This window comes from Allorhizobium sp. NPDC080224 (assembly GCF_050281005.1).
Lineage (GTDB): Bacteria > Pseudomonadota > Alphaproteobacteria > Rhizobiales > Rhizobiaceae > Allorhizobium.
This window is the reverse complement of sequence record NZ_JBNNWJ010000001.1, coordinates 2250467-2275700: the sequence shown is the minus strand read 5'-3', so window position 1 is coordinate 2275700 and position 25234 is coordinate 2250467. Positions and strand designations below refer to the sequence as shown.

The following is a 25234-nucleotide window of genomic DNA, read 5'->3' as shown; positions in this document are numbered from 1 at the left end:
GTGATCCCCTGTCCGCGCGGAATGCATGGGCGAACCGGCGATCCGCCGAAAATCTTCCGATGTCATCTTCCTGAAACACGAGTCTGATTTAGCGCTGGTCAGACAGCGAAGAGGATCGTGCCGTGGAAGACGCCAGCGAAACACGCCATTTCAGGACCCTGTTTATCTCGGACGTCCACCTCGGATCGAAAGCCGCCAAGACCGACTTTCTCCTGCATTTCCTGCGCACGCACGAGGCCGACACCATCATACTGGTCGGAGATATCGTCGATGGCTGGCGTCTGAAGCGCAGCTGGTACTGGCCGCAGTCCTGCAATGACGTGGTGCAGAAGCTGCTGCGCAAGGCGCGCAAGGGTACGCGTATCGTTTACATCCCCGGCAATCACGATGAATTCATGCGCGACTTCCCGGGCATTCACTTCGGCGGCATCGAAGTCGCGCAGCGCATCGTGCACGAGATGGCTGATGGCAAGAAATATCTGGTTCTGCACGGCGACGAGTTCGACGTCGTGGTGCGCAATGCCCGCCTGCTCGCCTATCTCGGGGACTGGGCCTATGACACGGCGATTGCGATCAATGTCATTCTGGCAGCCGTCCGCCGCCGGCTCGGCATGCCCTACTGGTCGTTCTCGGCCTGGGCCAAGCTGCAGGTCAAGCATGCGGTGAACTTCATCGGCGAGTTCCAGCGGGTGGTGGCCGACGAGGCCCGTCGCGCCGAAGTCGATGGTGTCATCTGCGGCCACATCCATCACGCTGTCATGGAAGACATCGACGGGATCCACTACGTCAACACCGGCGACTGGGTCGAGAGCTGCACGGCGATTGCTGAGCACCCGGATGGCCGTCTGGAACTGATCTCGTGGAGCCACAAGGTCAGCGAGGCGCCGGCCGGCAAGCGGGCGAGCAAGCTGGTGCCGATTCTCTTGCCGAAGCCCCTTTCGGAACCGTCCCAGGACGACGGCGTGCGCGCCGCCTGACGCGATCTCTGTTGCAAAGCGGTCATGACTGCGTGCAATCGGGCGGGAAAACGCAATTAACATTTCGCAAAGGATTTCTTCGCGGACACCGATGGTTATAGTGTGCAGCCATCTGTCACGTGATTTGCGGATCCGGATCATCCCGGCGCGAATTTGGAAGTAGTCGCCACTTTGAGTCCGGTTGAGCCCGAAAACGCCCGTATCGAGATCGAGGAACAGCCGGACGGCAACGGTCGGATGATCCGACTTGCCGGTCGCTGGAAAAACAACAGCCTGAGCTCGATGATCAAATCGGCCGGTCCGCTGGTGGATTCCGGTGCGACGGGCCGTGAGACGATCGATCTCGACGGCGTTTCCGACATGGATACCGCGGGTGCCTGGCTGATCCGTCGTTTCGTTACGGAGCGGCGCGCCGGCGGAGGCTCGGTCGAGATCGTCGGCGGCACGCCCGGTATGCGCGAGCTGATCGAAGCGCTTCCCGAAAGAGTGACCGCACCAGAAAAGCCCGTCGACCATCGCAGCCGCTTCGAACGGGTTTTCGAACCGGTCGGACGCGTAACGGTCAGCCTCTGGGGCGATACGGTCGCGATGATGTTCGTTCTGGGCTCCGCCGTTCGTGGCGCGCAGACCAAGCTTGGACGCGGTTCCGGCGTGTCGCCGGCCTCCGTGGTCAACCAGCTCGACCATATGGGGGTGAGGGCGGTGCCGATCATCGTCCTCATGTCCTTCCTGATCGGCGCGATCATCGCGCAGCAGGGCGCCTTCCAGCTTCGCTATTTCGGCGCGGAAGTCTTCGTCGTCGATCTCGTCGGCATTCTGCAATTGCGCGAAATCGGCGTGCTCCTGACCGCGATCATGATCGCCGGCCGTTCGGGGAGCGCGATCACCGCAGAAATCGGGTCGATGAAGATGCGCGAGGAAATCGACGCGCTGAAGGTCATCGGCCTCAACCCGATCGGCGTCCTTGTCTTTCCGCGGCTTGTGGCCCTGACCATCGCCCTGCCGCTCCTCACGATCGTTGCCAATTTCTCGGCGCTTTACGGTGCCGCTGTCGTGGCCTGGGCCTATTCCGGAATCACCTTCGACGTCTTCATCACGCGCCTGCATGAAGCGGTCGACTATTCGACGCTCGCGACCGGGATGATCAAGGCGCCGTTCATGGCGCTGATCATCGGCATCATTGCGGCTGTCGAAGGCATGAAGGTCGGCGGCAGCGCCGAATCGCTCGGCCGGCATGTCACCGCCTCGGTGGTCAAGTCCATCTTCGTTGTCATTCTCGTGGACGGGCTCTTTGCCATGTTCTACGCAGCCATCGATTTCTAAGGGAGGGCCAGATGATTTCCACGTCCTCCGAAAAGCGCGAAGCCATCCTGTCGGTGAAGGATCTCACCGTCGGTTTTGGCGATAAGATCGTTCTCGACAAACTCAATCTGGACATTTACCGGGGCGAAATTCTCGGCTTCGTCGGGGCATCGGGTGCGGGTAAGTCGGTCCTGATGCGCACCGTTCTCCGGCTTCTGCCGCGGCGCTCCGGCACGATCGAGATCCTCGGTGCGGATTACGATGCGGTCGACGACGCACAACGCATGGCGCTTGATACGCGCCTAGGGGTTCTTTTTCAGCACGGCGCCCTATTTTCTTCATTGACCGTGAAGGAAAATATCCAGCTGCCGATGCGAGAATATCTGGACCTGCCGCAATGGCTGATGGATGAGCTCGCTTATCTGAAAATCGAACTGGTCGGCCTTCATCCCGATGCAGCAGACAAGTATCCATCGGAACTGTCCGGCGGCATGATCAAGCGCGCGGCGCTTGCGCGTGCCCTGGCGCTCGATCCCGATCTCGTCTTCCTCGACGAGCCGACATCCGGTCTCGACCCGATCGGGGCCGCCGAATTCGATGAACTGATCGCACAACTGCGCGATACGCTCGGATTGACCGTCTATATGGTGACCCACGATCTCGACAGCCTCTTCTCCGTCTGCGACCGTATCGCAGTGCTCGGTCAGAAGAAGGTTCTGGTCGAGGGCACGCTGGACGACATGCTCGCCTTCGATGATGCGTGGGTTCAATCCTATTTCCGGGGCAAGCGTGCCCGTTCCATTCCCCGGCCGGAGCAATCCGCCGGACATCCGGTAGAGTGAGCCATGGAAACCAAAGCCAATTACGCGATCGTCGGTTTTTTCACGATGCTGGTCATCGGGGCCGCCTTCGGGTTTGTCTATTGGATGGCCGAATACGGAAGGGGCGGAGAGATGGCGCCGCTTGCGATCCGCATCCCGGGCTCCGCCAACGGTCTGAGCATCGGTTCGCCGGTGCGCTTCAACGGCATCTCCGTCGGTTCGGTGCGCAATCTCTACATCGACAACGAGGACCCGAACTTCTCCGTCGCCTTCACGGAGGTGCGCGCTGATGCACCCGTGACATCGGGAACGCGAGCCGTTCTTGAGATTCAGGGTTTGACCGGTGCGGCTTATGTCGAGCTTTCCGGCGGCGGACCGGGTTCGGGCGACGCGATCCTGCAGCGGGCGCTCGATACCGGTGAACCAGCCATTCTGACAGCCGACCAGTCGAGCGTGACCAATCTTCTCTCCACTGCCGACCGCATCCTTCAGCGCGCCGATGGCGCCGTTGCCGAATTGCAGGGCTTTATTGAGGATGCGCGGACACCGCTGACGAACACCGTGCGCAACGCCGAGACCTTTTCGAAGTCGCTCGCCGACAATGCCCAGGGTATCGATCAATTCCTGCAGAGTGTCAGCGCCCTTTCCGATTCCGTTTCCGGCCTGTCCGGCCGTCTCGACTCGACATTGTCAGCCGCTGAAGATCTGTTCAGGGCGCTCAACTCCGACAAGATCGATCAGATCCTGACCAATACCGAGCAGGCAACCGCGAGCTTCGCGGAAGCCTCGAAGAGCATCGGACCTGCGATCGACAGCTTCCGCGAGACTGCCGACACTTTCCAGCGCTTCGGCAACAATGCCGATCAGACGCTTGAAAAGGTCTCCAGTCTGATCGATGCAGTGGATAGCCAGAAGATTGGCCGGGTGGTCGACGATGTCTCTGTTGCAACGGCTGATGCGCGTGAGGCGATTGCCGGCTTCCGGGATCTGTCGACCAGCATCACCGGTCGCAAGGACGATATCGACCGTGCGATCGACGATTTCACGCAGCTTGCGAACCGCTTGAACACCTCGTCCGAGCAGGTTGACGGGATCCTTAGGAAGGTTGATGCGTTCCTTGGCTCCGGGGACGCAAATTCGCTGAGCGTCGAAGCCCGAAAGACGCTCGAGGCCATCCGATTGACCGCCGAAAATCTCAACTCTCAGATCGGACCGATCGCCGCCAATCTGCAGCGCTTCTCGGCTACGGGCCTGCGCGATATCCAGACACTGGTCAACGATACGCGCAACACCGTTCGCGGATTGAACGACGCGATCACCAATTTCGACCAGGATCCGCAGCGCCTGCTCTTCGGCGGCGATACGGTCAAGGAATTCGACGGACGGACACGCCGATGACGAGCAGCACCGAAAAGGACGACAGCATGGACAGGATCGGCGTGAAGCGGGTGGCGGGCGTGACACGGTTCCGGCGGCTGCTTCTGGCCTCGGTGCTCGTGCCGGGCCTGGGCCTTGGCCTTGCGGCCTGTGGCTCGAAAGCGAACAATGACACATTTGATCTGACTGCTTCCGTGAGCGAGGTGGCAACATCTGCCAGCGCCCGCAACCGGCAGCTTCTGGTGGCCGATCCGTCGGCGCTCAAGGCGCTCGACAGCGAGCAGATCCTGGTGCGCGTATCCGGCGCCGAGATCCGCTATCTGTCGCAGTCGCAGTGGAGCGACCGCCTCACGCGCGTTGTTCAGTCCAAACTCGTGGTCGCCTTCGAAAACACCGGGCGCCTCGGTGGCGTCGGACGGCCGGGGCAGGGACTGGCGATCGACTTCCAGCTGATCACCGATGTGCGTGCCTTCGAAATCTCTGCCGAGGGAACGGATCGCGGCGTCGTGGAGATCTCGGCCAAGCTGCTCAACGACCGCAATGGCACCGTCAAGGCGCAGCGTGTTTTCCGCGCCGAAGTGCCGTCCTCCGGCTCGGACAATGCGGCTTACGTCGCGGCACTCGACCGTGCTTTCGCCCGCGTGACGGCCGACATCGTTGCCTGGACGCTGCAATCGATCTGACCGACGACAATTCCATTTCAGCCGACCAAAAGAAAACCCCGGATCAATGATCCGGGGTTTTTCCGTTTTGCACATCGGAGCCGGATGGCCGGCTCCGATCTTATCATCAGTTGAAGCGGCCGGCCGCGTGGGCGAGCATGGTGTAGACCTTGCCCGTGTCCGAGGTCAGGTAGGACTGGGTAATCGACTTGTCGCGGTCGGTGCGGGCCACGTCCGAAAGCAATTTCTCGAAATCGGCGATGTAGCGGTCCACGGCGACGCGGAATTCCGGCTCGCGGTCGTACTTGCGCTTGATCTCGTCGAAGGTCTGCTGGCCCTTCAGCGTGTAGAGGCGACGGGTGAAGATGTCGCGCTCACCGCGCTGGTAGCGGCGCCACAGATCGACCGAGGCGTCGTGGTCGATGGCACGGGCGATGTCGACGGAGAGCGAGTTCAGCGATTCGACCATGTGACGCGGATTGCGGGTGTCACCCTGGCGGGCCGGCTGGCTTTCGGCGACCGGGCGCTGCGGAGCAGGGGCCGGGCGGGTCGGAGCAGCTTCCTGCGGCTCTTCACGCGAGGCACCGCGCAGCAGATCGCTGATCCAGCCACCGCCTTCGGCGCGTGTCGTGGCCGTGCTCTGCTGGCCATAGGCTTCGGTTGCCAGGCTGCCGCGCAGGCCGAGGGTCTCGGTCTGGCGCACCGGCGGCTGTGGCTGCGGTGCGGGTGCTGCAGCTGGCTGGCGACGGACCGGTTCAGGCTGGGCTTCGGCCAGGCGGCGGGCGACCGGCTCGGAGATTTCCAGCGTCTGGCTGGTACGGCCGACGAGCTGGGAGATGTCCTGCAGCGCCTTGATCTGCTCGGCCACGGCGCGGCGCATCTGGGCAGCACTTTCCTTGGCTTCCTCGGGCAGGTCGAAGGCGCCGCGCTTCAGCTCGTTGCGGGTCAGGTCGAGTTCCTTGCGGATATCGACGGCCGAGCGACGGATCTCGTCGGTAGCACCGGTGAAGCGGGAAACGGCCTCGCTGACGGCTTCCTGCATGGCCTGGCGGAGGGCAGCGGCTGCCCCTTCCGACTTGCGGCCGGCTTCGCCGAGCAGGTGGTCGATATCGTTGAGCGAGACTGCCAGTCCGCCACGCAGGCGGTTTGCCAGTTCGCCGGAACGCTTCTCGGCCTCGGTCAGCGTCTTGTCGATGGAAACCTGCGCTTCCTGTTCGGCAGACAGCAGAGCGTTGCGCATGTTGGCGGCGGTGATCTGCGCCTTCTTCTCGGTCTCGCCAAGCATCTGTCCGACGTCGGAGAACGAGGCCTGGACGCTGTCACGCATGGTGGCAGCCGTCGACTGGGCGCGCTTCTCTGTCTCGCCGAGGATTTGGCCGATATCGGAGAAGGAGGCCTGGACGCTCTGGCGCAGGTTGCCGGCCATCTGGCCTGAGCGCTCTTCGGCGCGATCGAAGGCGGTCTCGACCATCTTGCCGAGGGTCTGCATCGTCGTTTCGATCTCTTCCGAGCGCTTGACGAGGCCGATCGAGAGATCGCGGAGAGCCTGCTGGCGTTCTTCGAGCGTGCCCACGAGGTTCGACTGGGCGGCTGAGAGAAGTTCGGAGGCCTTGCCCAGCACCTGGGTGTGGTCGCCGAAGCGGCTGACGATCGACGATACCTGCTGCAGCGTCTCGCCGGAGACGGCAGTCAGGCGGCCGAGCTTGTCGTCGAGCAGGCGGTTCGAGGTCGAGAGCATGTCGGTTGCCTGGTTCGCCGTTTCGCTGAAACGGTTTGCCGTCGCACCGAGGCGGCTGTCGAGCGAGCCGATGCTCTGGACCGCCTGGTCGATCATCGTGGACAGGCCGACATTGCTGTCGCCGAGGCGCTCGATGAGCTGCGAGGCACTGGCAACGAGGTTCTGTTCGGCATTGCCGAGCGTCGCGACAGCGCGGTCGGTGCGCTGGTTGATCGCGTCGACGAGGGCTGCATTTTCGGCGCGCAGGCGCTCTGCGCTCTGTTCGGCTGCCGCAGCGATCTGCTCAGCGGCTGCACGGCCGGTCTCGGCATAGGAGGCGACCACGGGGGCTGCCTTCTCGTCGATGAGGCGCGATAGTTCGGCCGAGCGTGTCGAGAGCATGGAGTTCAGCTCGCGGGTGCGGTCGTCGAGCACCGAGCGGATCGAATTGCCGCGGGCTTCCAGCGCCTTCTCCACCGCGTTCATGGTGGTGGCGAGTTCCTGGGTATTGCCTGAAATCGCGTCGCGGATGGAGTTGCCGCGCGCCTCGAGTGCCTTTTCTGCCTCGTTCATGGCAGCGGCGAGTTCCTGTGTGTTGCCGGAAATCGCGTCACGGATGGCGGCTGCGCGTTGTTCCAGCGTGGTGCTGACTTCGCCAAGCGTACCCGAAAGGTTGGCCACCTGGGCGCTGACCAGCGCTTCTGCCTGGTTCACCTTGTTGCTGATGACATCGCCGGCCTGCGAGAAGGTTTCGGCGATCGTCGCAGCCTGTCCGGCGAGGCGGTTCTGGGTGTCGGTGATGCGCCGTGCGAGATCCTCCGAGCGCTCCTCGACCGTGCGGTTGAGTTCGGCGCTGCGTTCGCCGATCTGCTCGGCAAACTGCGAGGTGGTGGCCGCCAAGCGATCGACCGAGCGCTGGGCTTCGGCATCGAGGTCGCGGGCAGCGTCGGTAACGGCGCTGCGCAGTGCGGTTGCGAGACCGGCTGCCTTACCTTCGATGGTGCGATTGACGTTTTCGAGGCCGATATTGAGGGCGCGGTCCATGGTCGCCAGGCGCTCTTCGATGACAGGCGTGCGGCTGTCGAAGGTTTCGGCGACACGTGTGGTGCCTTCATCAAGGACCTGAGCGACGCGCATGCTGGCTTCTGCGCCGACACGTTCGATCGTCGCGACCTTGTCGTCGAGGCGGGCAGCGAACTTCTCGCCGGCATCGTTGACCCGGGCGTCGACGCCGTCGAGGCCGTTGCGCAGACGGTCTTCAAGCGTGCCGAGGCTCTGTTCGATGCGGGTGCTGGTTTCGTCGAGGCGGCTGGTCATGCCGGAGACGGACTGTTCGACCGTGCCCGAGAAACCCTGCGCCGAACGGGTGATGTCGTCGGCGGCGTCGCGGATCTGTTCCGTCAAGGCGCCGGCGGTGCCACGCAGGCGCTCGTCCAGGGCACGGCTCGATTCGTCGATCGCCTTGCGCAGGCTTTCCTCGTGATCCTCAAGGCTCATTTCGAGCATGCCGGCGCTCGCGGCGACGGAGGCGCCGATCGATGTCGCATGTTCGCCGAGGCTCAAATCCAGCGCATCGCGTGCGTCGCCGATGGCCGCCGTGATCGCCTGTGTCCGGTCGTCGAGCGTGGCGCGGATCCGGTCATGGGTGTTGACCAGACGGTCGTCGATCGCGTTGACGCCCTGGTCGATCGTTTGGGCGATGCGGTCGGTGTTTTCGCCAAGTGTGGTTGCGAGTGCGCCGGTTGCGGCATCCAGGCTGGAGCGCAGATAGGCGCCGGTCTCGGCGATACGGCCGTCGATGTCGTTGACGCCGGATTTCAGCGTTTCTGCGATCTGGCTCGCATTGTCGGCGACGGTATTCGAAATCGTGCTCGAGGCGGTCGTGAGCAGGGTATCCAGCTGCTGCTGGCTCGCACCCAGTCGGGTTTCGAGCTCGGAGATGCCGTTGGCGACAGTTTCCGCGATATGGCCGGAGGCTTGGCCAAGGCTACGCTCGATGTCGCCGGTGGCGTCTTCCAGCGTCGAGGTTAGGTAGGAGGTGTGGCTGGCAAGCGAAAGTTCCAGCCGCTCCTGGTTTTCGCCATAGGCGTTGCGGATAGTCTCTGCCTTCTCGCTGAAGGCCGCGTCGATGCGACGGTCCGCATCGGCGACCGTCTCGATGATCGCGGAGGCGCGCTGGGTCAGAGTTTCGTCGATCCGGCGCTGGCTGTCGTTCAGCGTTTCGGAGAGATCCTGGGTACGGGCGGTCAGCGTCAGGTCGAGTTCGAGGCTCTTGGTGTTGAGAGCGTCGATCAGCTGCTCGCTCTGACCTTCGACCAGGCTCGCGATGCCCCGGGCCTTGGTGTCGAGGGTCTCGGCGAAACGGTCCTGATTGGTTTCAAGCGCGTTGACGATGTGCTCGGCGCGGGACGAGAGCGTCTGCTCGAAACGCGACTGGTTGTCGGTCAGCGCATTGTAGAGCGATCCACTGCGCTCTTCCATGACCTGGTCGATCCGCTTCTGGGCGCTTTCCAGGCTCTCGGTCAGAGCCGCCGCGCGTGCCGACATCGCTTCCGCGATTTCCTGGGCGCGGTCGGACATCGAGCTGTCAAGCATCTCCTGGCTGGTGCTCAGCGTCATCGCAAGTGCAAGCGACTGGTCGGTCAGCGTCGAGCCAAGACGCTCGATGCTCGAACTCAGGATGCCGCTGATCGAATCCGTTCCGCCGTTCACAGTCTCATTGATGCGAGCGAGGCTTTCCATCAGCTTGGAGTCGAGCGAGCCCGAGCGCTGATCGAAGGCGCTGGCAAACTCGGCGACCCTTTGGTCGAAGGTCGCGTTGATCTGGCCGATGGTGGTCTGGAAGCGATCCTCGAACAGGCCCGAACGCAGGTCGAGATCGACGATCGCGTCGTCGGCGCTTGCCTGCAGGCTCTGGCGGAAGCTGCGGCCACGCTCGTCGAGCGAGCTGTTGAGGCGTCCCAGCACGTCGTCGAGCGACGAGGTGATCGCGCTTTCGCTGCCCTTGAGGGTTTCGGCGATATCACGCGTACGCTCGACAAGCGTTTCGTTCAGCTGGCGGGCACGCTCGTTGAGGGCGGCGTTCAGCTTTTCCGTGTTGGCGTCGAGGGTCGAGGCCCGGGTTTCGAATTCACCAAGGAGTTCGCGGCCGCGCTCACTGAGCGTCGAGGTCAGCGACTGCAGCTGCGTGTCGAACTCGTTCGACAGTGACATGCCGGACGCGGCCAGCGTCTGGACCATGCTTTCCGTCTTGTGCGCGAGCAGAGAGCCGAGTGCGGTCACGGCCGCGTCGGACTTCTCCATGATCGTTGCCGCGCGGGTGTCGATCATCGAGGCGAAGGCTTCGCCGGAGGTCTGCAGGCGTACGGAAATCTCTTCGGTTGCCAGCGACAGCTCTTCCTTGAGCTGCTCGTGGGCGCCAACGATCGAAGAACGGATACGCTCGGCGTGATTGACGATCGCGTCACGCTCGGCGCCGAGTTCGTGGACAAGACCGCGGACGCGCAGCTCGTTGTCGGTGTAGCTGCGCTCGAGCGCGGTCACTTCGGAGTGAACGAGTGTTTCGAGCTCGGTGGCGCGGGCAATGGTGCGCTCGATGCCTTCGTTCATCGCTGACACTTCGCGACGGACGGCCTGACCAACGGTCATGATGCGTTCGGAGGCGATCGTTTCGGGTTCTGCCAGACGAAGCGCCACTTCCGCCATCGAGCGGGCTGCATTGCGCAGGTCATGGGCGCGGGCCATCATGATCGCAAAGGCGAAGAACAGCATGATCGGCAGGAAGGTGCCGACGACGATGGCGACCACGCCCGGCATGGCGACGATGTCCGCAATCGATCCAGCCTGCCAGATCGTGCCGCCGTACAGAAGTTGGGTGAGGCCGAGGGCGCCGAGCACCCAGAGCGCCGACACGACGGCGGCATTGCGCAGAGCAGAGGTCAGCGACGCACCGTCCAGCGACTTCAGAATGGCAGACGGTGTGCGGCGAGAGCCGTCATTGGCCGGTGCGAAGGCGGGCGCCTTGGGGGCCGGTTCAGGATTGAGCTCGCCGGCGCGGGCAGATCGCCGCTCGATCGTCTTCTTTGCGGCGGAACGCGGAATACTATCGGACACATTTGCCTCCGGGGCGCGTGCTTGAGACCGTGCCTTGGGTGGCGCGGCGGCTTCCTCACCGTCGAAATCGATGCTCAGGGCCGCCTCGAGAGCCTGAAACGCGTTCTCGTCAATCGAGTCGGTCTTCTTGTTCGCCATAGGGTTACGCCTCGTTACCGCTTACTCTCGGGAGGACGGACTGAAGCGGCGATGCCGCTCATCGCCATGCCGTATCCGGACCTCACCGTTTACCTGAAACCCCGCCTGCCGCCACGCCAGACGAAATTCCTTCTTTTACAGTGCGGCCGCTGACAGCCGGCGTTCCCGCCGGAAGATCTAGCACCGACTGGCTTGCGGGCAAAGTTCACGCACTTTTGCCCAATCAACCGTATCGTACTGACACATTTGGTCATCCGATACAATTAATGCGCTTTCGCGGTGCCTGGTCCCGTGGCTCTTGTTAACAGTATTTCAATCAAGGTTGCGGCTGAAAAGCCAATCCCAGCCGGGGTTTAACTTCCATTAACCATACCTTTAGCTTTTTGCCGCCATCCTCAGCATTTTTAACGCGATGCCCATAGGGCGGCCGCAAACTGGCGGCAGCAAAGAGCAAGAAATCAGGATCAAGGGCATGGCAGCAGCAATCAATATCGCATTCGAGGCTCCGGACAACCTGCATGGCCTCACTCCCGCGCAACAGCGGCCGATCGATCTCGTTCATCTGGCGACCCAGACCAAGGGCGACAAGGCCGTGGAGAGCGAGATCCTGCAGATCTTCGCGCGTCAGGCTCGCGGTTGCCTGGTGGTGCTCACCGGTGATCGGAGCAAGGTAGAGGTGAAGGCCGCCGCCAACCGGCTTCGCAATGCCGCCATGGCCGTCGGTGCGCTGCGCGTTGCCGCTGCGGCCGATCTCCTCGAGACCAAGGGCGCCAATCCAGATGCACTCGCATCCGTTGCGGCTGCCGTGCTCGAAGCCGAACACTTCATTCTCAAGCTCGCCCGCTGAGCTGGAAACGATAGCGACGAGTAGCGATCCCATGATCGCTTCGCCGTGAGTTGACTGACTTTCCGATTTGGGAGATGACTTCGCCGGTTTTCACAAGGCGAAGTCTGGACAGGAACTCATGGCAAACATCAGCATCATCGCATTCGACGGCACACGTTTCGACATCGCGGCAGCCGACGGCTCCACGGTCATGGAAAACGCCGTCCGCAACTCGGTCCCCGGGATCGATGCCGAATGTGGCGGTGCCTGCGCCTGTGCCACCTGTCATGTCTATGTCGATGATGCATGGTCCGAAAAGGTCGGCCAGCCGTCGGCCATGGAAGAGGACATGCTGGATTTCGCTGTCGACGTCCGTCCGACCTCGCGGCTTTCCTGTCAGATCAAGGTGACGGCGGCTCTGGAGGGGCTGGTCGTCCACGTGCCCGAGCGCCAGGGCTAAGCCCACCTGTCAGCGCTATCCCGCGCAAAAAAGCCCCGCTTTCGTTTTCACGAAAGCGGGGCAAGCGGGCGCATCGCCAACCAGGCGAGGGAGGAAACACCTGTGGCACCAGGACGCGCCGGGAGAACGGGGAAATCGGTTACGCTCATGCAACGTATTCGATGACACTTATATTTCAGATTTGTATCAAGGGCCACGCCCAGAAATCGCCGGTTATTCACAGGCCATCACGCAAGCTTCGTGCAAGCCGAAGCGTCGCAGCAACACTTCCCCTCGGAATTCAGGGGTGATTTCTACTGATTTTCCTGGGATTCGCGGCGGTAGCGCAGGATCCGCTGCATGCGGTCCTGAAAATTCTTCGCCTCTACACGATCGAATCGCATCTGCGCCGTGTCATGGGCTGCTGTCACTTCGTCGGTGACGACTGCGACCCGATCCTGCAGGATCTCGCAATTGCGCTCCGGCCGCAGCTTCATCAGCCTCTGTTCGAGCAGTTTTGCATGCTGGCGCGCGATTTCGGCATGACGCTCTTCATGCCGCTTGATGTCGGCCGATAGGGCATCCCACAAGAGCGCCATCTCGGTCGAGGCGCGTTTGCGGTTCTTCCAGCGCGGCAAGATGAGCTTTGTTTCGACGGTGACGCGCACGTCGTCGATCGCGCAACGGGTCCCGCGTCGTGTGTAGGTGAGGTCGCCGCCGAAGCGGATCTGGGTGGCACCAGGATGGCGACTGCCGCTTGACTGGGTGAAGGGCCCCTTGCGCGACAGTTCCGCATCGAGTTCGGCTGCCGTGCGTCCGCCGATCTGAAAGTAGGTGATGGACTTCTGGACGACGACGTCCGCGCTGGCCGAAAGCGGCAGGGATAGGCCGGTCAGGACTGCCATGATCACGGCGGCCCGAAGACGGCGGGAGTGCTTCATTCTTTTTTCCGCAATGTTGTATTCGCCGCGCCCTTGGGGCATAGCCAACCCGGTCTGCACTATCGCAGCTTCATGCTTTTCCGTCGAGGGGTCCGAAGGTCTGGTGGCCAGAGTTGAGCATACAATTTGGCGTGTAGGACACGGGCGCACGCTCGACCTCGCCGCGCGAGGCGCACTGATGGCCATCGTCAATGTGACGCCGGATTCCTTTTCCGATGGCGGTCTGCACAATTCTGTCGATGCGGCCGTCCGGCACGCACTTTCTTGCGCCGATCAGGGTGCCGAGATCCTCGATATCGGCGGTGAATCGACGCGCCCGGGTGCGGCTGAAGTGAGCGTCGATGACGAGATCGGTCGCGTCGTCCCGGTGATCGCGGCGCTCCGTGAGAAAACCGACGCGCTGATCTCCATCGACACCTATAGAGCGGCCACAGCGAAGGCAGCCGTCGAGGCCGGGGCGCATATTATCAATGACGTGCATGGCCTGCAGCGGGAACCCGACATCGCGAAGGTCGCGGCCGAGCATCGCTCCGGGCTCTGCATCATGCATACCGGCCGCGGTCGGGAGAAACTATCCGATCCGATTGCCGACCAGCGCCATTTTTTCGAGCAGTCCTTTGCGATCGCCGAGCGGGCCGGTGTAGCGATGGAAACAATCGTGCTCGATCCGGGTTTCGGTTTCGCCAAGGAAAGCCCGGAAGAGAACATGGAGCTCATCGCGCGCTTCGAGGAATTGCACGACTTCGGTCTGCCACTCCTGGCCGGCACGTCGCGCAAACGATTTCTCGGTGCGCTGACCGGTCGGGATGCCGCCGACCGGGACGTGGCAACTGCTGCGACAACCGTAGCACTTCGCTTGAAGGGGGCCTCCGTTTTCCGGGTGCACAATGTCGCGATCAACCGGGATGCCCTGGTCATGGCCGATGCTATGCTCGCAACCGAGCGGCGGATTGCTGCGATGAAGGATAAGACTGCATGAGCGGTGTTTTCACCATCACCCTGAAGAACTGTGCCTTTTTCGCCCATCACGGCGTGTTCCCGGAGGAGGGGGTGCTTGGACAGCGCTTCTTCGTCGATGCGGAGTTCGACGTTGATGCGCTTGCTGCCGCAGAGACCGATACGCTCGATGGGACCGTGCATTACGGTATCGCCTTCGAGGTGATCCGCGACATCGTCACCGGCAGCCGCCGGCAGTTGATCGAGGCGCTGGCGCTGGCCATTGCCCGCGGGCTGCTCGACCGTTTCCCCGAAATGCTGCGCTGCCGGATCACGGTGCGCAAGCCGAGTGCGCCGATCGCCGGCATCCTCGACCATGTGCAGGTGAGCATTGAGCAATTCAGAAACTAAGCGCTGGCAGGCCGCGACACTTGGGCTTGGTGGCAATGTCGGTGATCCCGTCACGGCGATGGCCGAAGCGCTGCGCCGTCTCGACCAGCGGTCGGATTGTCGCGTGACCTCCGTTTCGCGTCTCTATCGCACGCCGCCCTGGGGCAAGACGGACCAGGCCGATTTCTACAATGCCTGTGCGGCGGTCGAGACGCTTCTCGAGCCGCAGGAACTGCTGGCTGCCTGTCTCGAGATCGAGCGGACGATGAAACGGGTTCGTGTCGAGCGCTGGGGCCCGCGCACCATCGACATCGACATACTGACTTTCGGTGATCGGGTCATTGATGCGGAGCATCTGAAGGTTCCGCATCCGCGGATGACGGAGCGCGCCTTTGTACTGATGCCGCTTGCCGACATCGATCCGCAGCTTCAGGTGAAGGAGCGGGCGGTCGCTAGCTGGATCGCGGAGGTCGATCGGACCGGCATTGCCGTTGCAAACGAAAACCGCGCCTGGTGGCGCGGTTGAACTTTTAGCCGAAGGTTAACAGGCAGATCAGTCGTTCTCGGCCATGGCGGTTGCCTGGCGGTTCAGCTTGAGGCCGATGACAGGAATCATCCGGTCTTCGACCTTCACTGAAATTGTGATGTTCATCGCATCGCCCTCTTCGAGGCGCGCGACCATGGCGCCGTTCAGCTTGGCGCGATTGATGCCCATGACCGCACGGTTGCCGGTGACCTGACCCGAGACGATGTCGAGGCCCTTGCCGTCTGCGCCATCCAGGAACTGGCCCTTGTAGCTGCCGCCGGCCTGAGAAATGACGGCCGACATCGGCTGGCTGAACATGCCAACGCGGCAGGTGCCGTCCAACTTCAGGCCGGTTTCCTTGCCCTCGGCCGGCAGGCCGATGAGATTGCAGGTGAACTTGGTGCCTTTGTATTTTCCGGCAACGATCTCGCCCGGTCCCTTCCAGGATCCGGCGACGGATTCAAAAAAGCGCTTGTCGCGCGAAGCAGCATCAGCGACCGTGACCGGCATCAATGCGGCAACGGCAAGGATCGCGGCGCAACGGCCGAATGTCGAAGAGCGAGAGAACATCGATTTGCCTTGGTACGAGAAACCAGAAACCCCGCGAAGACCCTAGCGGAAAAATGGTTAATGCATCCTTGCCAATACCCTCAAATCGGGTGATCGGCAATCGGCAAAACTCACTGGTTTCTCGGGTGTGACCCGTCTGCCTCACCCGGTCTTTGTTCCATCCTTGCCCGTCATCGACGGCGTCAGGTCACCGATGAAGTCGCCGATGCTAGGGCGCTTGGCGGCGCGGAATGGCAGGGGGCGGCAGAGGTCCATGGCGGCGATGCCGATTCTGGCTGTCATCAGGCCGTTGATCACCCCTTCGCCGAGGCGAGTGGACAGCCGGGCCGCAAGGCCATGACCCAGCACCTGCTGGGCAAGGCCATCGCCAATGGCAATCGAACCGGTGACCGCGAGATGGGCAAAGACATCGCGGAGCAGCCGCAGCATGCCGAGAGATCCGGGGCGCCCGCCATAGAGATCCGCCATGCTGCGGACGAGGCGCACCACCTCGAAGAGGACATAGGCGAGGTCGACGACGGCACGGGGGCTGACGGCGGTGACGACCGAAACCCGCTTCGCCGAATTCAAGATCAGGGCGCGTGCCTTTACATCAAGCGGCGACAGCAATTCCCGTTCGGCAAGCTCGATCAGCTGCGGTGCATCGATGATATCGTCTTCGACAGCCGCTAGCGTCTTCTGGCCGCGCGCAGTCTCGGCACGATGTGCGACGAGTGCGGTCAGTTTCTTCACGACCGTGGCCGCCTGCTTCCGCTTGCCGCTCTCGGCCGCTGCTTCCGCCTCAACCTTGAGGTCTTGAACGGTATCGAGGCGCCAGAGCCCGACCAGCTCGCGCCCGACCGCGACCATCAGCGCCAGAAGCCCAATGGCCAGGGCGCCAATCGCGAGGTAGCCGAGCCAGTCGGCCCGGGCGAAGAGATCCGAGATCAGACGGTCGACCCAAAGGCCGAAGGCGAGCGACAGGAGGAGCCCGAAGGCACCGGTCGCAAGCTTGGCGAAGGAGAAACGTCTGCGGCGCGGTTCAGCGACGGGCACTTCGGGCAGGGCCTCGGTTGCGGCGATGAAAGGGTCCTGGTCGTCGGGGACGATCACGATATCGCCGGCAAAGCTCCGCGGCGCGCGGTTTTCGGCCGGACGGCTACGCGGCGCTTCTGGCTCCACGGTGAAGGCCGCTGGCCGCCTCTGGGGATCAGAGTGGGATGACGGAGATGGGCCGGTCGGAGGTACGGTCGGTTTCTTCATGCGAGACGGTCTCCGAGCAGGAATTGCAGCGCCCGGTCGAGGCGGATATGCGGCACGGACAAGGTGATGCCCTGCTTCTCGTCGAGTTCGGGCGGCCTGAAGCGCACTATGCTGAGATCCGGCAGGGCAGCGGAGGCGTCGTTTTCGTCGACCGAGCGGAAATAGGCTTCCGGATCGCGCGGCAGATCGCCGGGAAACACTGCCGTCTTGCGTTTGCCGTCGAAGAGTTCGTCGCCGATGCGCTCGCCGGCCATCGGGGTTCCGACGATAACCGGCAGATCGTGGCCGTCCTGCTTCACATTCGCTTCACGGGTCGCGCGCACGGAGGCCAGCGCCATGACCTCGATGCCTGCGCCGCTCATGCCGATCGTCTTGATGGCGCGGTTGACAAGGCGTCTCGTCAAAACCTCGAGACGGTCATGGCTTTCATGGTGCAGATGGTCCGCCTTGGTGGCGGCAACCAGCACCCGGTCGATCCGGCGGCGCACTAGGGCCGTCAAGATATTGTTCGACCCTGCGCGGAAGCAGGCGAGCACGTCGCCGAGCGCCCGTTCGAGATCCTGGACCGCTTCGGGGCCGCGGTTGATCGCCTGCAGGGCATCGACGAGCACGATCTGGCGGTCGAGGCGGGCGAAGTGTTCGCGGAAAAAGGGTTTGACCACGACGGACTTGTAGGCCTCGAAGCGGCGCTCCATCATCGCCCGCAGCGAACCCTTGGGCGCACGGCCTTCTGGCAGGACGGGAAGAGGAGCAAAGGTCAGGGCCGGCGAGCCGTCAAGGTCGCCCGGCATGAGGAAACGCCCCGGCGGCAGCGTCGATAGGGACCGCTCATCCGACTTGCAAAGCCGCAGATAGGTGGTGAAGGCTTCGGCCAGGCGTTTTGCCGTCATCTCGTCGGCCGGCCCATCGGGATCCACTGCCGCTGCGAGCGCCAGCCACTCCCGCGCCAGTTCCGCGCGAACGCCCGAGCCTGCAAGGTTCACGGTGTTTTCGGAGAAGGTCCGATAGTCTTGGCCCAGCAAGGGCAAGTCGAGAAGCCATTCGCCGGGATAGTCGACGATGTCGATCGACAGCTTTCCCGAGGATAGCATCCGGTTCCAGGTGCTGGCGCTCTTGTATTCGATCGTCAGCCGCAATTCCGAGATCGCACGGGTCGAGTCCGGCCACACCCGCTCCTCGACAAGCGCTCGGATGTGATCCTCGTATTGAAAGCGCGGCACGGCGTCATCGGGTTGCTCCTGAAGTGCTGCACCGGTCATGCGTCCGGACCGAAGCGGCTCGAACAGTGGCAGGCGACCGCCATGCAGGAGATTGTGCACCAGCGACGAGATGAAGACCGTCTTGCCTGCCCGCGACAATCCGGTCACGCCGAGCCGGATGGTCGGATTGACCAGATGGGCGGCGCGGTCGGCGAGATTGTCGAATGCGATCGCGGCTTCGTCGGTCAGGCTGGTGAGGGAAGGGGGCAAGGCATCGTCCTGCAGAGACTGTGGCGGGTCTGGCTCGTCGGCGGCACGCGGCCGTCAACGCCATTTCTCTCCATATAGGCGGGGCGTGCAGCGCAAAAAAGAGGCGGACCTACGCGTCTTGGCTGATCTCGTCAGCCGACAAGAAAGTCCCGAAGCGCATAGGCTTCCTCACTGAGGGCGTCGATCACCGCCAGGCCGGAGGTCGGATAGCCTTCTGGCACGGTCCGCGCCATGACGTCGTTTCCGCATAGCCGTGCAAAGACTTCCTCAATGGCAGGGTTGTGACCGACGAGCATCAGCGCGTCGACGCCGCGGGTCGAACTGACGATCTCCAGATAGGCCTCGGCGGGGGCGTTGTAGAGTGCGTCGACATAGCGGAACTCGACGAGGCCTGAGAAGACCCGGTTGATCGCCTCTGCCGTCTGTCGGCAACGCTTGGCCGTCGAGCACACCACCAGATCGGGGCGATACCCCCTGTCGGCTGCGGTTTCTGCCAGGATTTCCGCTTCGGCGAAGCCGGCATCCGAAAGGCTGCGGTCGAAATCGCGACCGCCGGGCTCGGCCCAACCGGATTTCGCGTGACGCAGCAGATAGATGCGCTGGGGAAGCTGAATGGAGGGCGTCATCCTTGAGGTATCCACATGCGATGGAGCTTGTGAACTGACGTACCGGTTCTTAGGCCTTGCCGTCAACCATGCCGCGTCGAAGCCAGCATCATCCCATCGCGGTAGGGGGGTATGTATCCGCCATCGAGATGAAAGCAATTTATGCTTAAAAAATAGAAGTTTAGATGAAAAATGTAACAGATTTAAAAATAGCTTGGAAACAGTCAGAAGGCTTGAACCGGTTGCCTTGAAAGGTTATACACCCGCCCATTGAGATGTTCTTCAGGAGAATCGCGTTGAGTGAGAAGATCAATCTTAGCAATTATGTGCTCTCGGAGGACGAAGAGTTCATGAACGCCAATCAGCGGGCCTATTTCAGGGCAAAGCTGATCGCCTGGAAAAACGACATCCTGCGCGAAGCGCGTGAGACGCTCGACCACCTGGCTGAAGAGAGCGCCAATCATCCTGATCTTGCAGACCGGGCTTCCTCAGAAACAGACAGAGCCATCGAACTGCGAGCCCGTGATCGGCAGCGCAAGTTGATTTCCAAGATCGACGCGGCACTGCAGCGGATCGATGACGGGACTTACGGCTACTGCGAAGAGACCGGTGAACCGATCGGTCTGAAGCGTCTGGATGCCCGCCCGATTGCGACGCTGTCGATCGAGGCACAGGAACGGCACGAGCGCCGCGAAAAGGTCTATCGCGACGAGTGAGGTAGAAACCTCAGGCAAGTCTTCTGAACGAATTCAGACCCGCCATTGGCGGGTCTTTTCTTTTTTGGTGACAAGCTGTCGTGCCAGAGCCGTAACCCGTCACGGATTTCGGCTGGCCGACATTTCGCCGAAGATCCGGGCGATCTCGTTCTGCAGATTGGGTTCGGGAGCCGGCTGTGCGGCGTTGGGCGCTGCTGCCGTTGCGCGATTGGCTTCCGGCAAGATCGCGGCAATCGGCGGGCGCGGGCGGTCGGCGCGGGTTTCGGGCAGGATCTGCGGCGTCTGAGGCGCAGGCTGCGGCGCCGGGTCCGTGGCCAGATGAAGAGCCATTTCTTCCTCGAGTACGCGCTCGAAATCACTCATGTCGCGTGCGTCGGGTTCTGCGGGTACGGCAGAAGCCTTGCTTTCGATCTGCGGTTCAAAACGTTCCGGCTCCACGAGACGGGAAGTTGCGGGCGCTTGAACCGGCACAAGAACCCGTTGGCGTGCCGCTTCCAGCAGATCTGCTGCGGCGGGCGTATCGATGACGGTGGGCGTTGCGACTTGCGGTCCGACCCTGACGTCCTCGACCTGCGGGGCATCAAGCTCGTTCCTCAAGACAGGCTCGACTGGCTCAACCCTGAAAGCTTCAATCGGAGGCGTGCCGCTGGTCTTGGCCTCCGAGGGGCCGTCACCCCTGTCGAGCATCGGCTCATTGCGGCGCATGACCGGTTCGACGTTTGCCGGAGCGGTTGCGGCGGGTGCCGATGCCACCAGAACAGGCTCAAGGGTTGCGGTCAGCTGGGTTGCTGACGGCTCGACAGGCGGTTCAGGACGCGCGATCGGTTCCATTGCGGGCGACTGGACCCGAACGGGAGGCGCCATCTCCGGGCGTGTGGCGGTGGTCACGGCCGCAGCCGCTATGGGGGCCGCTGCAACGGTCGCCACGGTTGCCACCGGCGAAGGCGTTACAAGGTTTTCGATGGCCGGTTCAAGGCCGCGCATAGGTGCCGCCTGCTGACGACGCTGCTCTGCCGCAGGCGTGGCAGCTGGTTGAGGATCTGCCGCAGGTGAAACGGCTGCTGGCCGAAGCGTTTCCGCGGCCATCGGGCGTCTGGCTGGTGCTTCTGCTGCGGCATTGGATATAGTAGCAGGGGAGGCGATTGCGGGAGATGCGATGGCCGGTGCGGCCGGTTCGGTCGCGACGAGCGCCGGTTGAGCGGCGGATTTGGGTAAATCCTGCTGCTCGGCCAAAGCCTTTGGCTCGATCGGCCTTGCGCTGAGATAGGGGCGTTCATCGCCGATTCCGCTTTCGATCACGATGTCGGTCGGGCCGCCGATCATCACGAGATGCTCGACATTGTCGCGGCGCACCAGCACGATCCGGCGACGGGTATCGACAGCGGCAGCATCCAGTACCTGCAGACGTGGCTGGCGGTTGCGACCGCCACGCACAAAAGGCGAGGGCGCGCGGTTGCGTAGAATCCAGAGCACGATGAACAGGCAGAGCAGAGCGAGGCTGACGCCGAGTGCCGCCACGAGAAACTTGTCGCCATAGGCCTTGATCAGCTCATCCAGCATGTGCGTGCTCCTTTTGACTGGCTTTCTGGCAGAAGACGGCCCCTTCCGCAATCTTGCGTGCGACCGCGCCCTGTCGCTGGGGGCGGAAGGTCGGGCAAGATCGGCCAGGATTGCGGCATTCCTGTGGGGGAGCGGCCGAGCGGGGCCGTCTGGCCCTTTCTTTGCTTTTTGCAGCTTCGGCATATTGATAAACAGGTGGAAGCGCCGATTCTCGCTAGGTCGGATCTTCCGTGCGCTTAGGCAAGAGGCATCAATGACACGAAAGCAGTATGATCGAGATGGAGACGGCCCGCTGGTCGATCGCCGTAATGGCGTCGGCATGGCGTTGCGCATCCTGCTGCTGGCCCTTGCCCTGATCGCCGCCTCCGCCGCCTTCATCTTTTTCCGCGACCAGCTCGACAACCAGGTCGTGCTCGGTGTTCTCGGGATCCTGGCGATGATGGGGATCTTCTTCATCGTCTCAGCGGTGATCGGTTTCATCGAGGTCATGCCGCAGTCGAATAGCGACACGCTGGCTCGCCGTTTCCTGTCTAGCCAGCCGGATGGAACGCTGATCACCGACAGCGAAGGCCGCATCGTTTTCGCCAATGTCGCCTATGGCACGATGACGGGCGCGCGCAAGGCAACCGAGGTTCAGACGCTCGAAGCGCTGCTCTCGCGCTACCGGGAATCGAGCGAGGCGCTCTACCGTCTGACCAATGGTCTGCGGGAAGGTCGCGACAGCTACGAGGAATTCCGGCTGCTGAAGCCGCTCGGCAATCAGACGGGCAACGGCTCGGGTGCCCATTGGTATCGGCTGAAGGCGCGGTTATTGCCCGGCGAGGGACGCGGCAAGCCACTGCATGTCTGGCAGATATCGGACATCACCGCCGAGCGTGACGATCAGGAGCGCTTCTTCAAAGAATTGCAGCACGCGATCGACTATCTCGATCATGCGCCAGCCGGTTTCTTCTCCGCCGGCCGCAAGGGCGAGATCTACTATCTGAACGCGACGCTCGCCGAATGGCTGGGTGTCGATCTCACGCAATTCAATCCGGGCTCGATGACGATCTCGGATCTCGTGGCCGGGGAAGGCATGGCGCTGATTGATTCGGTGCAGGCCGAACCGGGCCAGGCCCGCACGGAAACCCTCGACCTCGATCTCAGGCGCGTGAACGGCCAGAGCCTGCCCGTACGCCTCGTGCACCGAGTCCGCGCTGCCCGCGACGGTGCGCCAGGTGAGAGCCGTTCGATCGTCCTCGCGCGGACCCAGAGCGAAAACGGCGACCAATCCGATTCTGTCGCCTCGATGCGGTTCACCCGCTTCTTCAACAATACGCCCATGGCGATTGCGTCCGTCGACGGCGAAGGCCGGATCCTCAGGACCAACGCCCCGTTCATGAAGCTCTTTGCCGACATCATCTCGCGCGACGAGATCGAACGGCACGGGCTGATCGAGGTGGTGCTGCATGAAAGCGAACGCGAGGGCTTCCGGGGCGCGCTCGCTGCCGCCATGGACCGCCAGGTCGACATTTCGCCGATCGACAGCCGTCATCCGACGAATGACGTCAGGCATTTCCGCTTCTACGTGAACGCCGTCATCGACCAGAGCGACGAGGCGCCGGAAGAGGCGGCGATCGTCTATGCCGTCGATGTGACCGACCAGAAGGCGCTCGAGGCGCAGATGGCGCAGACGCAGAAGATGAATGCGGTTGGCACGCTTGCCGGTGGCATCGCGCATGACTTCAACAACGTGCTGACGGCGATCCTTCTGTCTTCCGATCACCTGCTCCTGCAGGCGCGGCCATCGGATGCGAGCTTTGCCGACCTCATGGAGATCAAGCGCAATGCCAATCGTGCAGCCGTGTTGGTGCGGCAGTTGCTCGCATTCTCGCGCAAGCAGACGATGCGGCCGAGCGTCTTGAACCTCACAGACGTGATCGGCGACTTGAGAATGCTGGTCGATCGTTTGATTTCGGGCACGAATGTCAAGCTCAAGGTCGATTACGGCCGCGATCTCTGGCCGGTGAAAACAGACCTGTCGCAGTTCGAGCAGGTGCTCATCAATCTCTGCGTCAATGCGCGCGATGCGATGCCCGATGGTGGTTCGATCACCGTGTCGACCCACAACATCACTGCCGAGCAGGCCGAAGGCTTCGGTTATCGCGGTCTGCCGTCGGAAGACATGGTGCTGGTCGAGGTTGCCGACAATGGCACCGGTATTGCGCCCGAGATCATGGACAAGATCTTCGAGCCCTTCTTCACGACGAAGGAAGTCGGCAAGGGTACGGGCCTTGGGCTTGCCATGGTCTACGGCATCGTCAAGCAGTCCGGCGGCTACATCTATCCCGAGTCCGAGGTGGGCAAGGGGACGACCTTCCGCATCTTCCTGCCGCGCCATGTGCCCGAGGTGCAGCCGGTTGCTGAAGGGCAAGCCGTCAACGCGACCGTCAATGGTGACACCATCACGGTCGCCCCGGCTCAAGGGGCAGCCGAGGCCCAGGAGACGCCGGATCTCACCGGCAAGTCTGCCGTCGTTCTGCTCGTCGAAGACGAAGAGGCGGTGCGGCGTGGCGGCAAACGTATGCTGGAGACGCGCGGCTACACTGTCCACGAGGCCGGATCCGGCGTCGAGGCGCTCGACATCATGGAAGAGCTGGATGGCGAGGTGGACATCGTGGTGTCCGACGTCGTCATGCCGGAGATGGACGGCCCCACCCTTCTCACCGAACTGCGCAGGAAGTATCCGGATCTGAAGTTCATCTTCGTCTCGGGTTATGCCGAGGACGCCTTTGCCCGCAATCTGCCGGCTGATGCCAAGTTCGGCTTCCTGCCCAAGCCCTTCTCGCTGAAGCAACTGGCTGTGGCAGTCCGCGAAATGCTGGACGGCGAAGGCTGAGGCTTTTCGTGTCTGTCCATCAACAAACAAAGAAGCCCGCCGGAGCGATCCGGCGGGCTTCTCTGTTTGAAGTGCGTTTGGCCGATCAGCCGTTCATCGCAACGGCGATCTCGGCTGCCAGACGGGCATTGTTTTCAACCAGTGCGATATTGGTCTTCAGCGAGCGACCACCGGTCAGGTGGAAGATATTGTCCAGGAGGTATGGTGTCACCGCCTTGCCGGCGATCTCGTCGCGTTCGGCATTGGCAAGCGCCCGGCTGATATAGATTTCCATCTCCTCCCGCGGGATCTCGTCGGCTTCCGGAACCGGGTTGGCAATCAGCATCCCGCCATCGATGCCGAGCTGGTCGCGCATCTTCTGGAAGTTTGCGATCGCAGCCGGGCTCTGCAGGTTGAGCAGGCTCTTCAGGCCCGAGCTGCGCGACCAGAATGCAGGGAAGTCTTCGCTGTCATAGGTGACGACGGGCACGCCACGCGTTTCCAGCACTTCCAAGGTCTTCGGAATGTCGAGGATCGCCTTCGGGCCCGCCGAAACGACGATCACTGCCGTGCGCGCCAGTTCTTCGAGGTCGGCGGAGATGTCGAAGCTTTCTTCGGCGCCACGATGCACGCCGCCAATGCCGCCTGTCGCAAAGACATGGATGCCGGCGCGGTAGGCAGCGATCATCGTTGCCGCGACAGTGGTCGCGCCGTTGCGGCGCTCGGCAATCGCAAAGGCGAGATCGGCGCGCGAGAGCTTCATGACATGCTCCATCTGCGCCAGCGCCTCGAGCTCTGCCGGTTCCAGTCCGATATGCAGCACGCCCTTGATGACGGCGATCGTGGCGGGCACGGCGCCCTGCTGGCGGATGATGTCCTCGACGCTGCGGGCCATCTCCAGATTGCCCGGATAGGGCATCCCATGGGTGATGATGGTGGATTCGAGAGCCACGATCGGTGCGCCGCGCTGCTTGGCGGCGCTGACTTCGCTCGAATAGGTGATGGGCAGAAGTGGCGATATGGAACGGGTCATGGGGGGATCTTCCGTTA

General features: G+C 62.6%; 19 protein-coding genes and 1 pseudogene. 12 read left to right on the top strand and 8 right to left on the bottom strand.

The window, feature by feature from the left end; translation table 11 throughout:
• Positions 1-122: 122 nt before the first annotated feature.
• The 5 genes from ACQKP1_RS11385 (at position 123) to ACQKP1_RS11365 (ending at position 5160) form a co-directional block, all read left to right on the top strand.
• Positions 123-977: a UDP-2,3-diacylglucosamine diphosphatase gene (locus ACQKP1_RS11385; protein WP_427275303.1), complete on the top strand. Its 855-nt coding sequence runs from the start codon at positions 123-125 to the stop codon at positions 975-977.
• 171 nt (positions 978-1148) lie between these two features.
• Complete coding sequence (locus tag ACQKP1_RS11380; protein ID WP_427275302.1) at positions 1149-2300, top strand: ABC transporter permease; 1152 nt, start codon at positions 1149-1151, stop codon at positions 2298-2300.
• Positions 2301-2311: 11 nt separating this feature from the next.
• Positions 2312-3121, top strand: a complete 810-nt coding sequence (locus ACQKP1_RS11375; protein WP_427275301.1) for an ABC transporter ATP-binding protein — start codon at positions 2312-2314, stop codon at positions 3119-3121.
• A 3-nt stretch (positions 3122-3124) separates the two neighbouring features.
• Positions 3125-4498 (top strand): MlaD family protein, encoded by a 1374-nt coding sequence (locus tag ACQKP1_RS11370; protein WP_006726088.1) that lies wholly within the window; start codon positions 3125-3127, stop codon positions 4496-4498.
• A gap of 26 nt (positions 4499-4524) precedes the next feature.
• Complete coding sequence (locus ACQKP1_RS11365) at positions 4525-5160, top strand: ABC-type transport auxiliary lipoprotein family protein (RefSeq protein WP_425958099.1); 636 nt, start codon at positions 4525-4527, stop codon at positions 5158-5160.
• Between the two features lie 106 nt (positions 5161-5266).
• Here the strand turns inward: ACQKP1_RS11365 and ACQKP1_RS11360 are convergent, their stop codons facing one another.
• The gene (locus ACQKP1_RS11360) at positions 5267-11107 is read right to left on the bottom strand and encodes a hypothetical protein (RefSeq protein ID WP_427275300.1); all 5841 of its coding nucleotides are present in this window, start codon (positions 11105-11107) and stop codon (positions 5267-5269) included.
• A gap of 472 nt (positions 11108-11579) precedes the next feature.
• On the opposite strand from ACQKP1_RS11360, the gene ACQKP1_RS11355 reads away from it, so the two are divergent.
• Positions 11580-11954: an Hpt domain-containing protein gene (locus ACQKP1_RS11355; RefSeq protein ID WP_203016449.1), complete on the top strand. Its 375-nt coding sequence runs from the start codon at positions 11580-11582 to the stop codon at positions 11952-11954.
• A gap of 118 nt (positions 11955-12072) precedes the next feature.
• A complete protein-coding gene (locus ACQKP1_RS11350; RefSeq protein ID WP_006726092.1) occupies positions 12073-12393 on the top strand; it encodes a 2Fe-2S iron-sulfur cluster-binding protein in 321 nt (106 codons plus the stop codon).
• Positions 12394-12686: 293 nt separating this feature from the next.
• Here ACQKP1_RS11350 and ACQKP1_RS11345 read toward each other — a convergent pair whose 3' ends face one another.
• Positions 12687-13313 (bottom strand): DUF922 domain-containing Zn-dependent protease, encoded by a 627-nt coding sequence (locus ACQKP1_RS11345; RefSeq protein ID WP_006726093.1) that lies wholly within the window; start codon positions 13311-13313, stop codon positions 12687-12689.
• A 178-nt stretch (positions 13314-13491) separates the two neighbouring features.
• Here ACQKP1_RS11345 and folP point away from each other — a divergent pair, with 178 nt between their 5' ends.
• Genes folP through folK form a run of 3 tightly spaced genes read left to right on the top strand, consistent with a single transcriptional unit; the run spans position 13492 to position 15165 of the window.
• Positions 13492-14292 (top strand): dihydropteroate synthase, encoded by an 801-nt coding sequence (gene folP / locus ACQKP1_RS11340; protein ID WP_427275299.1) that lies wholly within the window; start codon positions 13492-13494, stop codon positions 14290-14292.
• Positions 14289-14660 carry a dihydroneopterin aldolase gene (gene folB, locus ACQKP1_RS11335; RefSeq protein ID WP_006726095.1) on the top strand — a complete coding sequence of 124 codons (372 nt, stop codon included), beginning with the start codon at positions 14289-14291 and terminating at the stop codon, positions 14658-14660. The genes folP and folB overlap by 4 nt, the downstream gene beginning before the upstream one ends.
• Positions 14641-15165 (top strand): 2-amino-4-hydroxy-6-hydroxymethyldihydropteridine diphosphokinase, encoded by a 525-nt coding sequence (folK, locus tag ACQKP1_RS11330; RefSeq protein ID WP_427275298.1) that lies wholly within the window; start codon positions 14641-14643, stop codon positions 15163-15165. Before folB ends, folK begins: the two co-directional genes overlap by 20 nt.
• Before the next feature lie 27 nt (positions 15166-15192).
• On the opposite strand, the gene ACQKP1_RS11325 is transcribed toward folK, so the two are convergent.
• From ACQKP1_RS11325 to ACQKP1_RS11310, 4 genes are all read right to left on the bottom strand, one after another.
• Positions 15193-15735 carry a hypothetical protein gene (locus ACQKP1_RS11325; RefSeq protein ID WP_006726097.1) on the bottom strand — a complete coding sequence of 181 codons (543 nt, stop codon included), beginning with the start codon at positions 15733-15735 and terminating at the stop codon, positions 15193-15195.
• A 141-nt stretch (positions 15736-15876) separates the two neighbouring features.
• Positions 15877-16977: a YcjF family protein gene (locus ACQKP1_RS11320; RefSeq protein WP_427275297.1), complete on the bottom strand. Its 1101-nt coding sequence runs from the start codon at positions 16975-16977 to the stop codon at positions 15877-15879.
• Positions 16974-18446, bottom strand: coding sequence for a YcjX family protein (locus ACQKP1_RS11315; protein WP_427275296.1), 1473 nt, complete (start codon positions 18444-18446; stop codon positions 16974-16976). Before ACQKP1_RS11315 ends, ACQKP1_RS11320 begins: the two co-directional genes overlap by 4 nt.
• A gap of 131 nt (positions 18447-18577) precedes the next feature.
• The gene (locus ACQKP1_RS11310; RefSeq protein WP_427275295.1) at positions 18578-19072 is read right to left on the bottom strand and encodes a SixA phosphatase family protein; all 495 of its coding nucleotides are present in this window, start codon (positions 19070-19072) and stop codon (positions 18578-18580) included.
• A 275-nt stretch (positions 19073-19347) separates the two neighbouring features.
• Here ACQKP1_RS11310 and dksA point away from each other — a divergent pair, with 275 nt between their 5' ends.
• Positions 19348-19767 (top strand): RNA polymerase-binding protein DksA, encoded by a 420-nt coding sequence (gene dksA / locus ACQKP1_RS11305; protein WP_006726101.1) that lies wholly within the window; start codon positions 19348-19350, stop codon positions 19765-19767.
• 1281 nt (positions 19768-21048) lie between these two features.
• Here dksA and ACQKP1_RS11300 read toward each other — a convergent pair.
• Positions 21049-21327 (bottom strand): annotated as a pseudogene (locus tag ACQKP1_RS11300) (flagellar biosynthetic protein FliO); the annotation flags it as partial.
• 253 nt (positions 21328-21580) lie between these two features.
• Between ACQKP1_RS11300 and cckA the strand changes: the two are divergent.
• The gene (cckA, locus tag ACQKP1_RS11295) at positions 21581-24205 is read left to right on the top strand and encodes a cell cycle histidine kinase CckA (RefSeq protein WP_427275294.1); all 2625 of its coding nucleotides are present in this window, start codon (positions 21581-21583) and stop codon (positions 24203-24205) included.
• An 85-nt stretch (positions 24206-24290) separates the two neighbouring features.
• On the opposite strand, the gene ACQKP1_RS11290 is transcribed toward cckA, so the two are convergent.
• Positions 24291-25217: a pseudouridine-5'-phosphate glycosidase gene (locus ACQKP1_RS11290; protein ID WP_427275293.1), complete on the bottom strand. Its 927-nt coding sequence runs from the start codon at positions 25215-25217 to the stop codon at positions 24291-24293.
• Positions 25218-25234 lie beyond the last annotated feature (17 nt).

Excerpts from the sequence above, each read along its gene's own strand:
- ACQKP1_RS11375 (WP_427275301.1), top strand. The coding sequence starts at position 2,312 with ATGATTTCCACGTCCTCCGAAAAGCGCGAAGCCATCCTGTCGGTGAAG.
- ACQKP1_RS11370 (WP_006726088.1), top strand. The coding sequence starts at position 3,125 with ATGGAAACCAAAGCCAATTACGCGATCGTCGGTTTTTTCACGATGCTG.
- ACQKP1_RS11365 (WP_425958099.1), top strand. The coding sequence starts at position 4,525 with ATGGACAGGATCGGCGTGAAGCGGGTGGCGGGCGTGACACGGTTCCGG.
- ACQKP1_RS11360 (WP_427275300.1), bottom strand. The coding sequence starts at position 11,107 with ATGGCGAACAAGAAGACCGACTCGATTGACGAGAACGCGTTTCAGGCT.
- ACQKP1_RS11355 (WP_203016449.1), top strand. The coding sequence starts at position 11,580 with ATGGCAGCAGCAATCAATATCGCATTCGAGGCTCCGGACAACCTGCAT.
- ACQKP1_RS11350 (WP_006726092.1), top strand. The coding sequence starts at position 12,073 with ATGGCAAACATCAGCATCATCGCATTCGACGGCACACGTTTCGACATC.
- ACQKP1_RS11345 (WP_006726093.1), bottom strand. The coding sequence starts at position 13,313 with ATGAAGCACTCCCGCCGTCTTCGGGCCGCCGTGATCATGGCAGTCCTG.
- folP (WP_427275299.1), top strand. The coding sequence starts at position 13,492 with ATGGCCATCGTCAATGTGACGCCGGATTCCTTTTCCGATGGCGGTCTG.
- folB (WP_006726095.1), top strand. The coding sequence starts at position 14,289 with ATGAGCGGTGTTTTCACCATCACCCTGAAGAACTGTGCCTTTTTCGCC.
- ACQKP1_RS11325 (WP_006726097.1), bottom strand. The coding sequence starts at position 15,735 with ATGTTCTCTCGCTCTTCGACATTCGGCCGTTGCGCCGCGATCCTTGCC.
- ACQKP1_RS11320 (WP_427275297.1), bottom strand. The coding sequence starts at position 16,977 with ATGAAGAAACCGACCGTACCTCCGACCGGCCCATCTCCGTCATCCCAC.
- ACQKP1_RS11310 (WP_427275295.1), bottom strand. The coding sequence starts at position 19,072 with ATGACGCCCTCCATTCAGCTTCCCCAGCGCATCTATCTGCTGCGTCAC.
- cckA (WP_427275294.1), top strand. The coding sequence starts at position 21,581 with ATGACACGAAAGCAGTATGATCGAGATGGAGACGGCCCGCTGGTCGAT.
- ACQKP1_RS11290 (WP_427275293.1), bottom strand. The coding sequence starts at position 25,217 with ATGACCCGTTCCATATCGCCACTTCTGCCCATCACCTATTCGAGCGAA.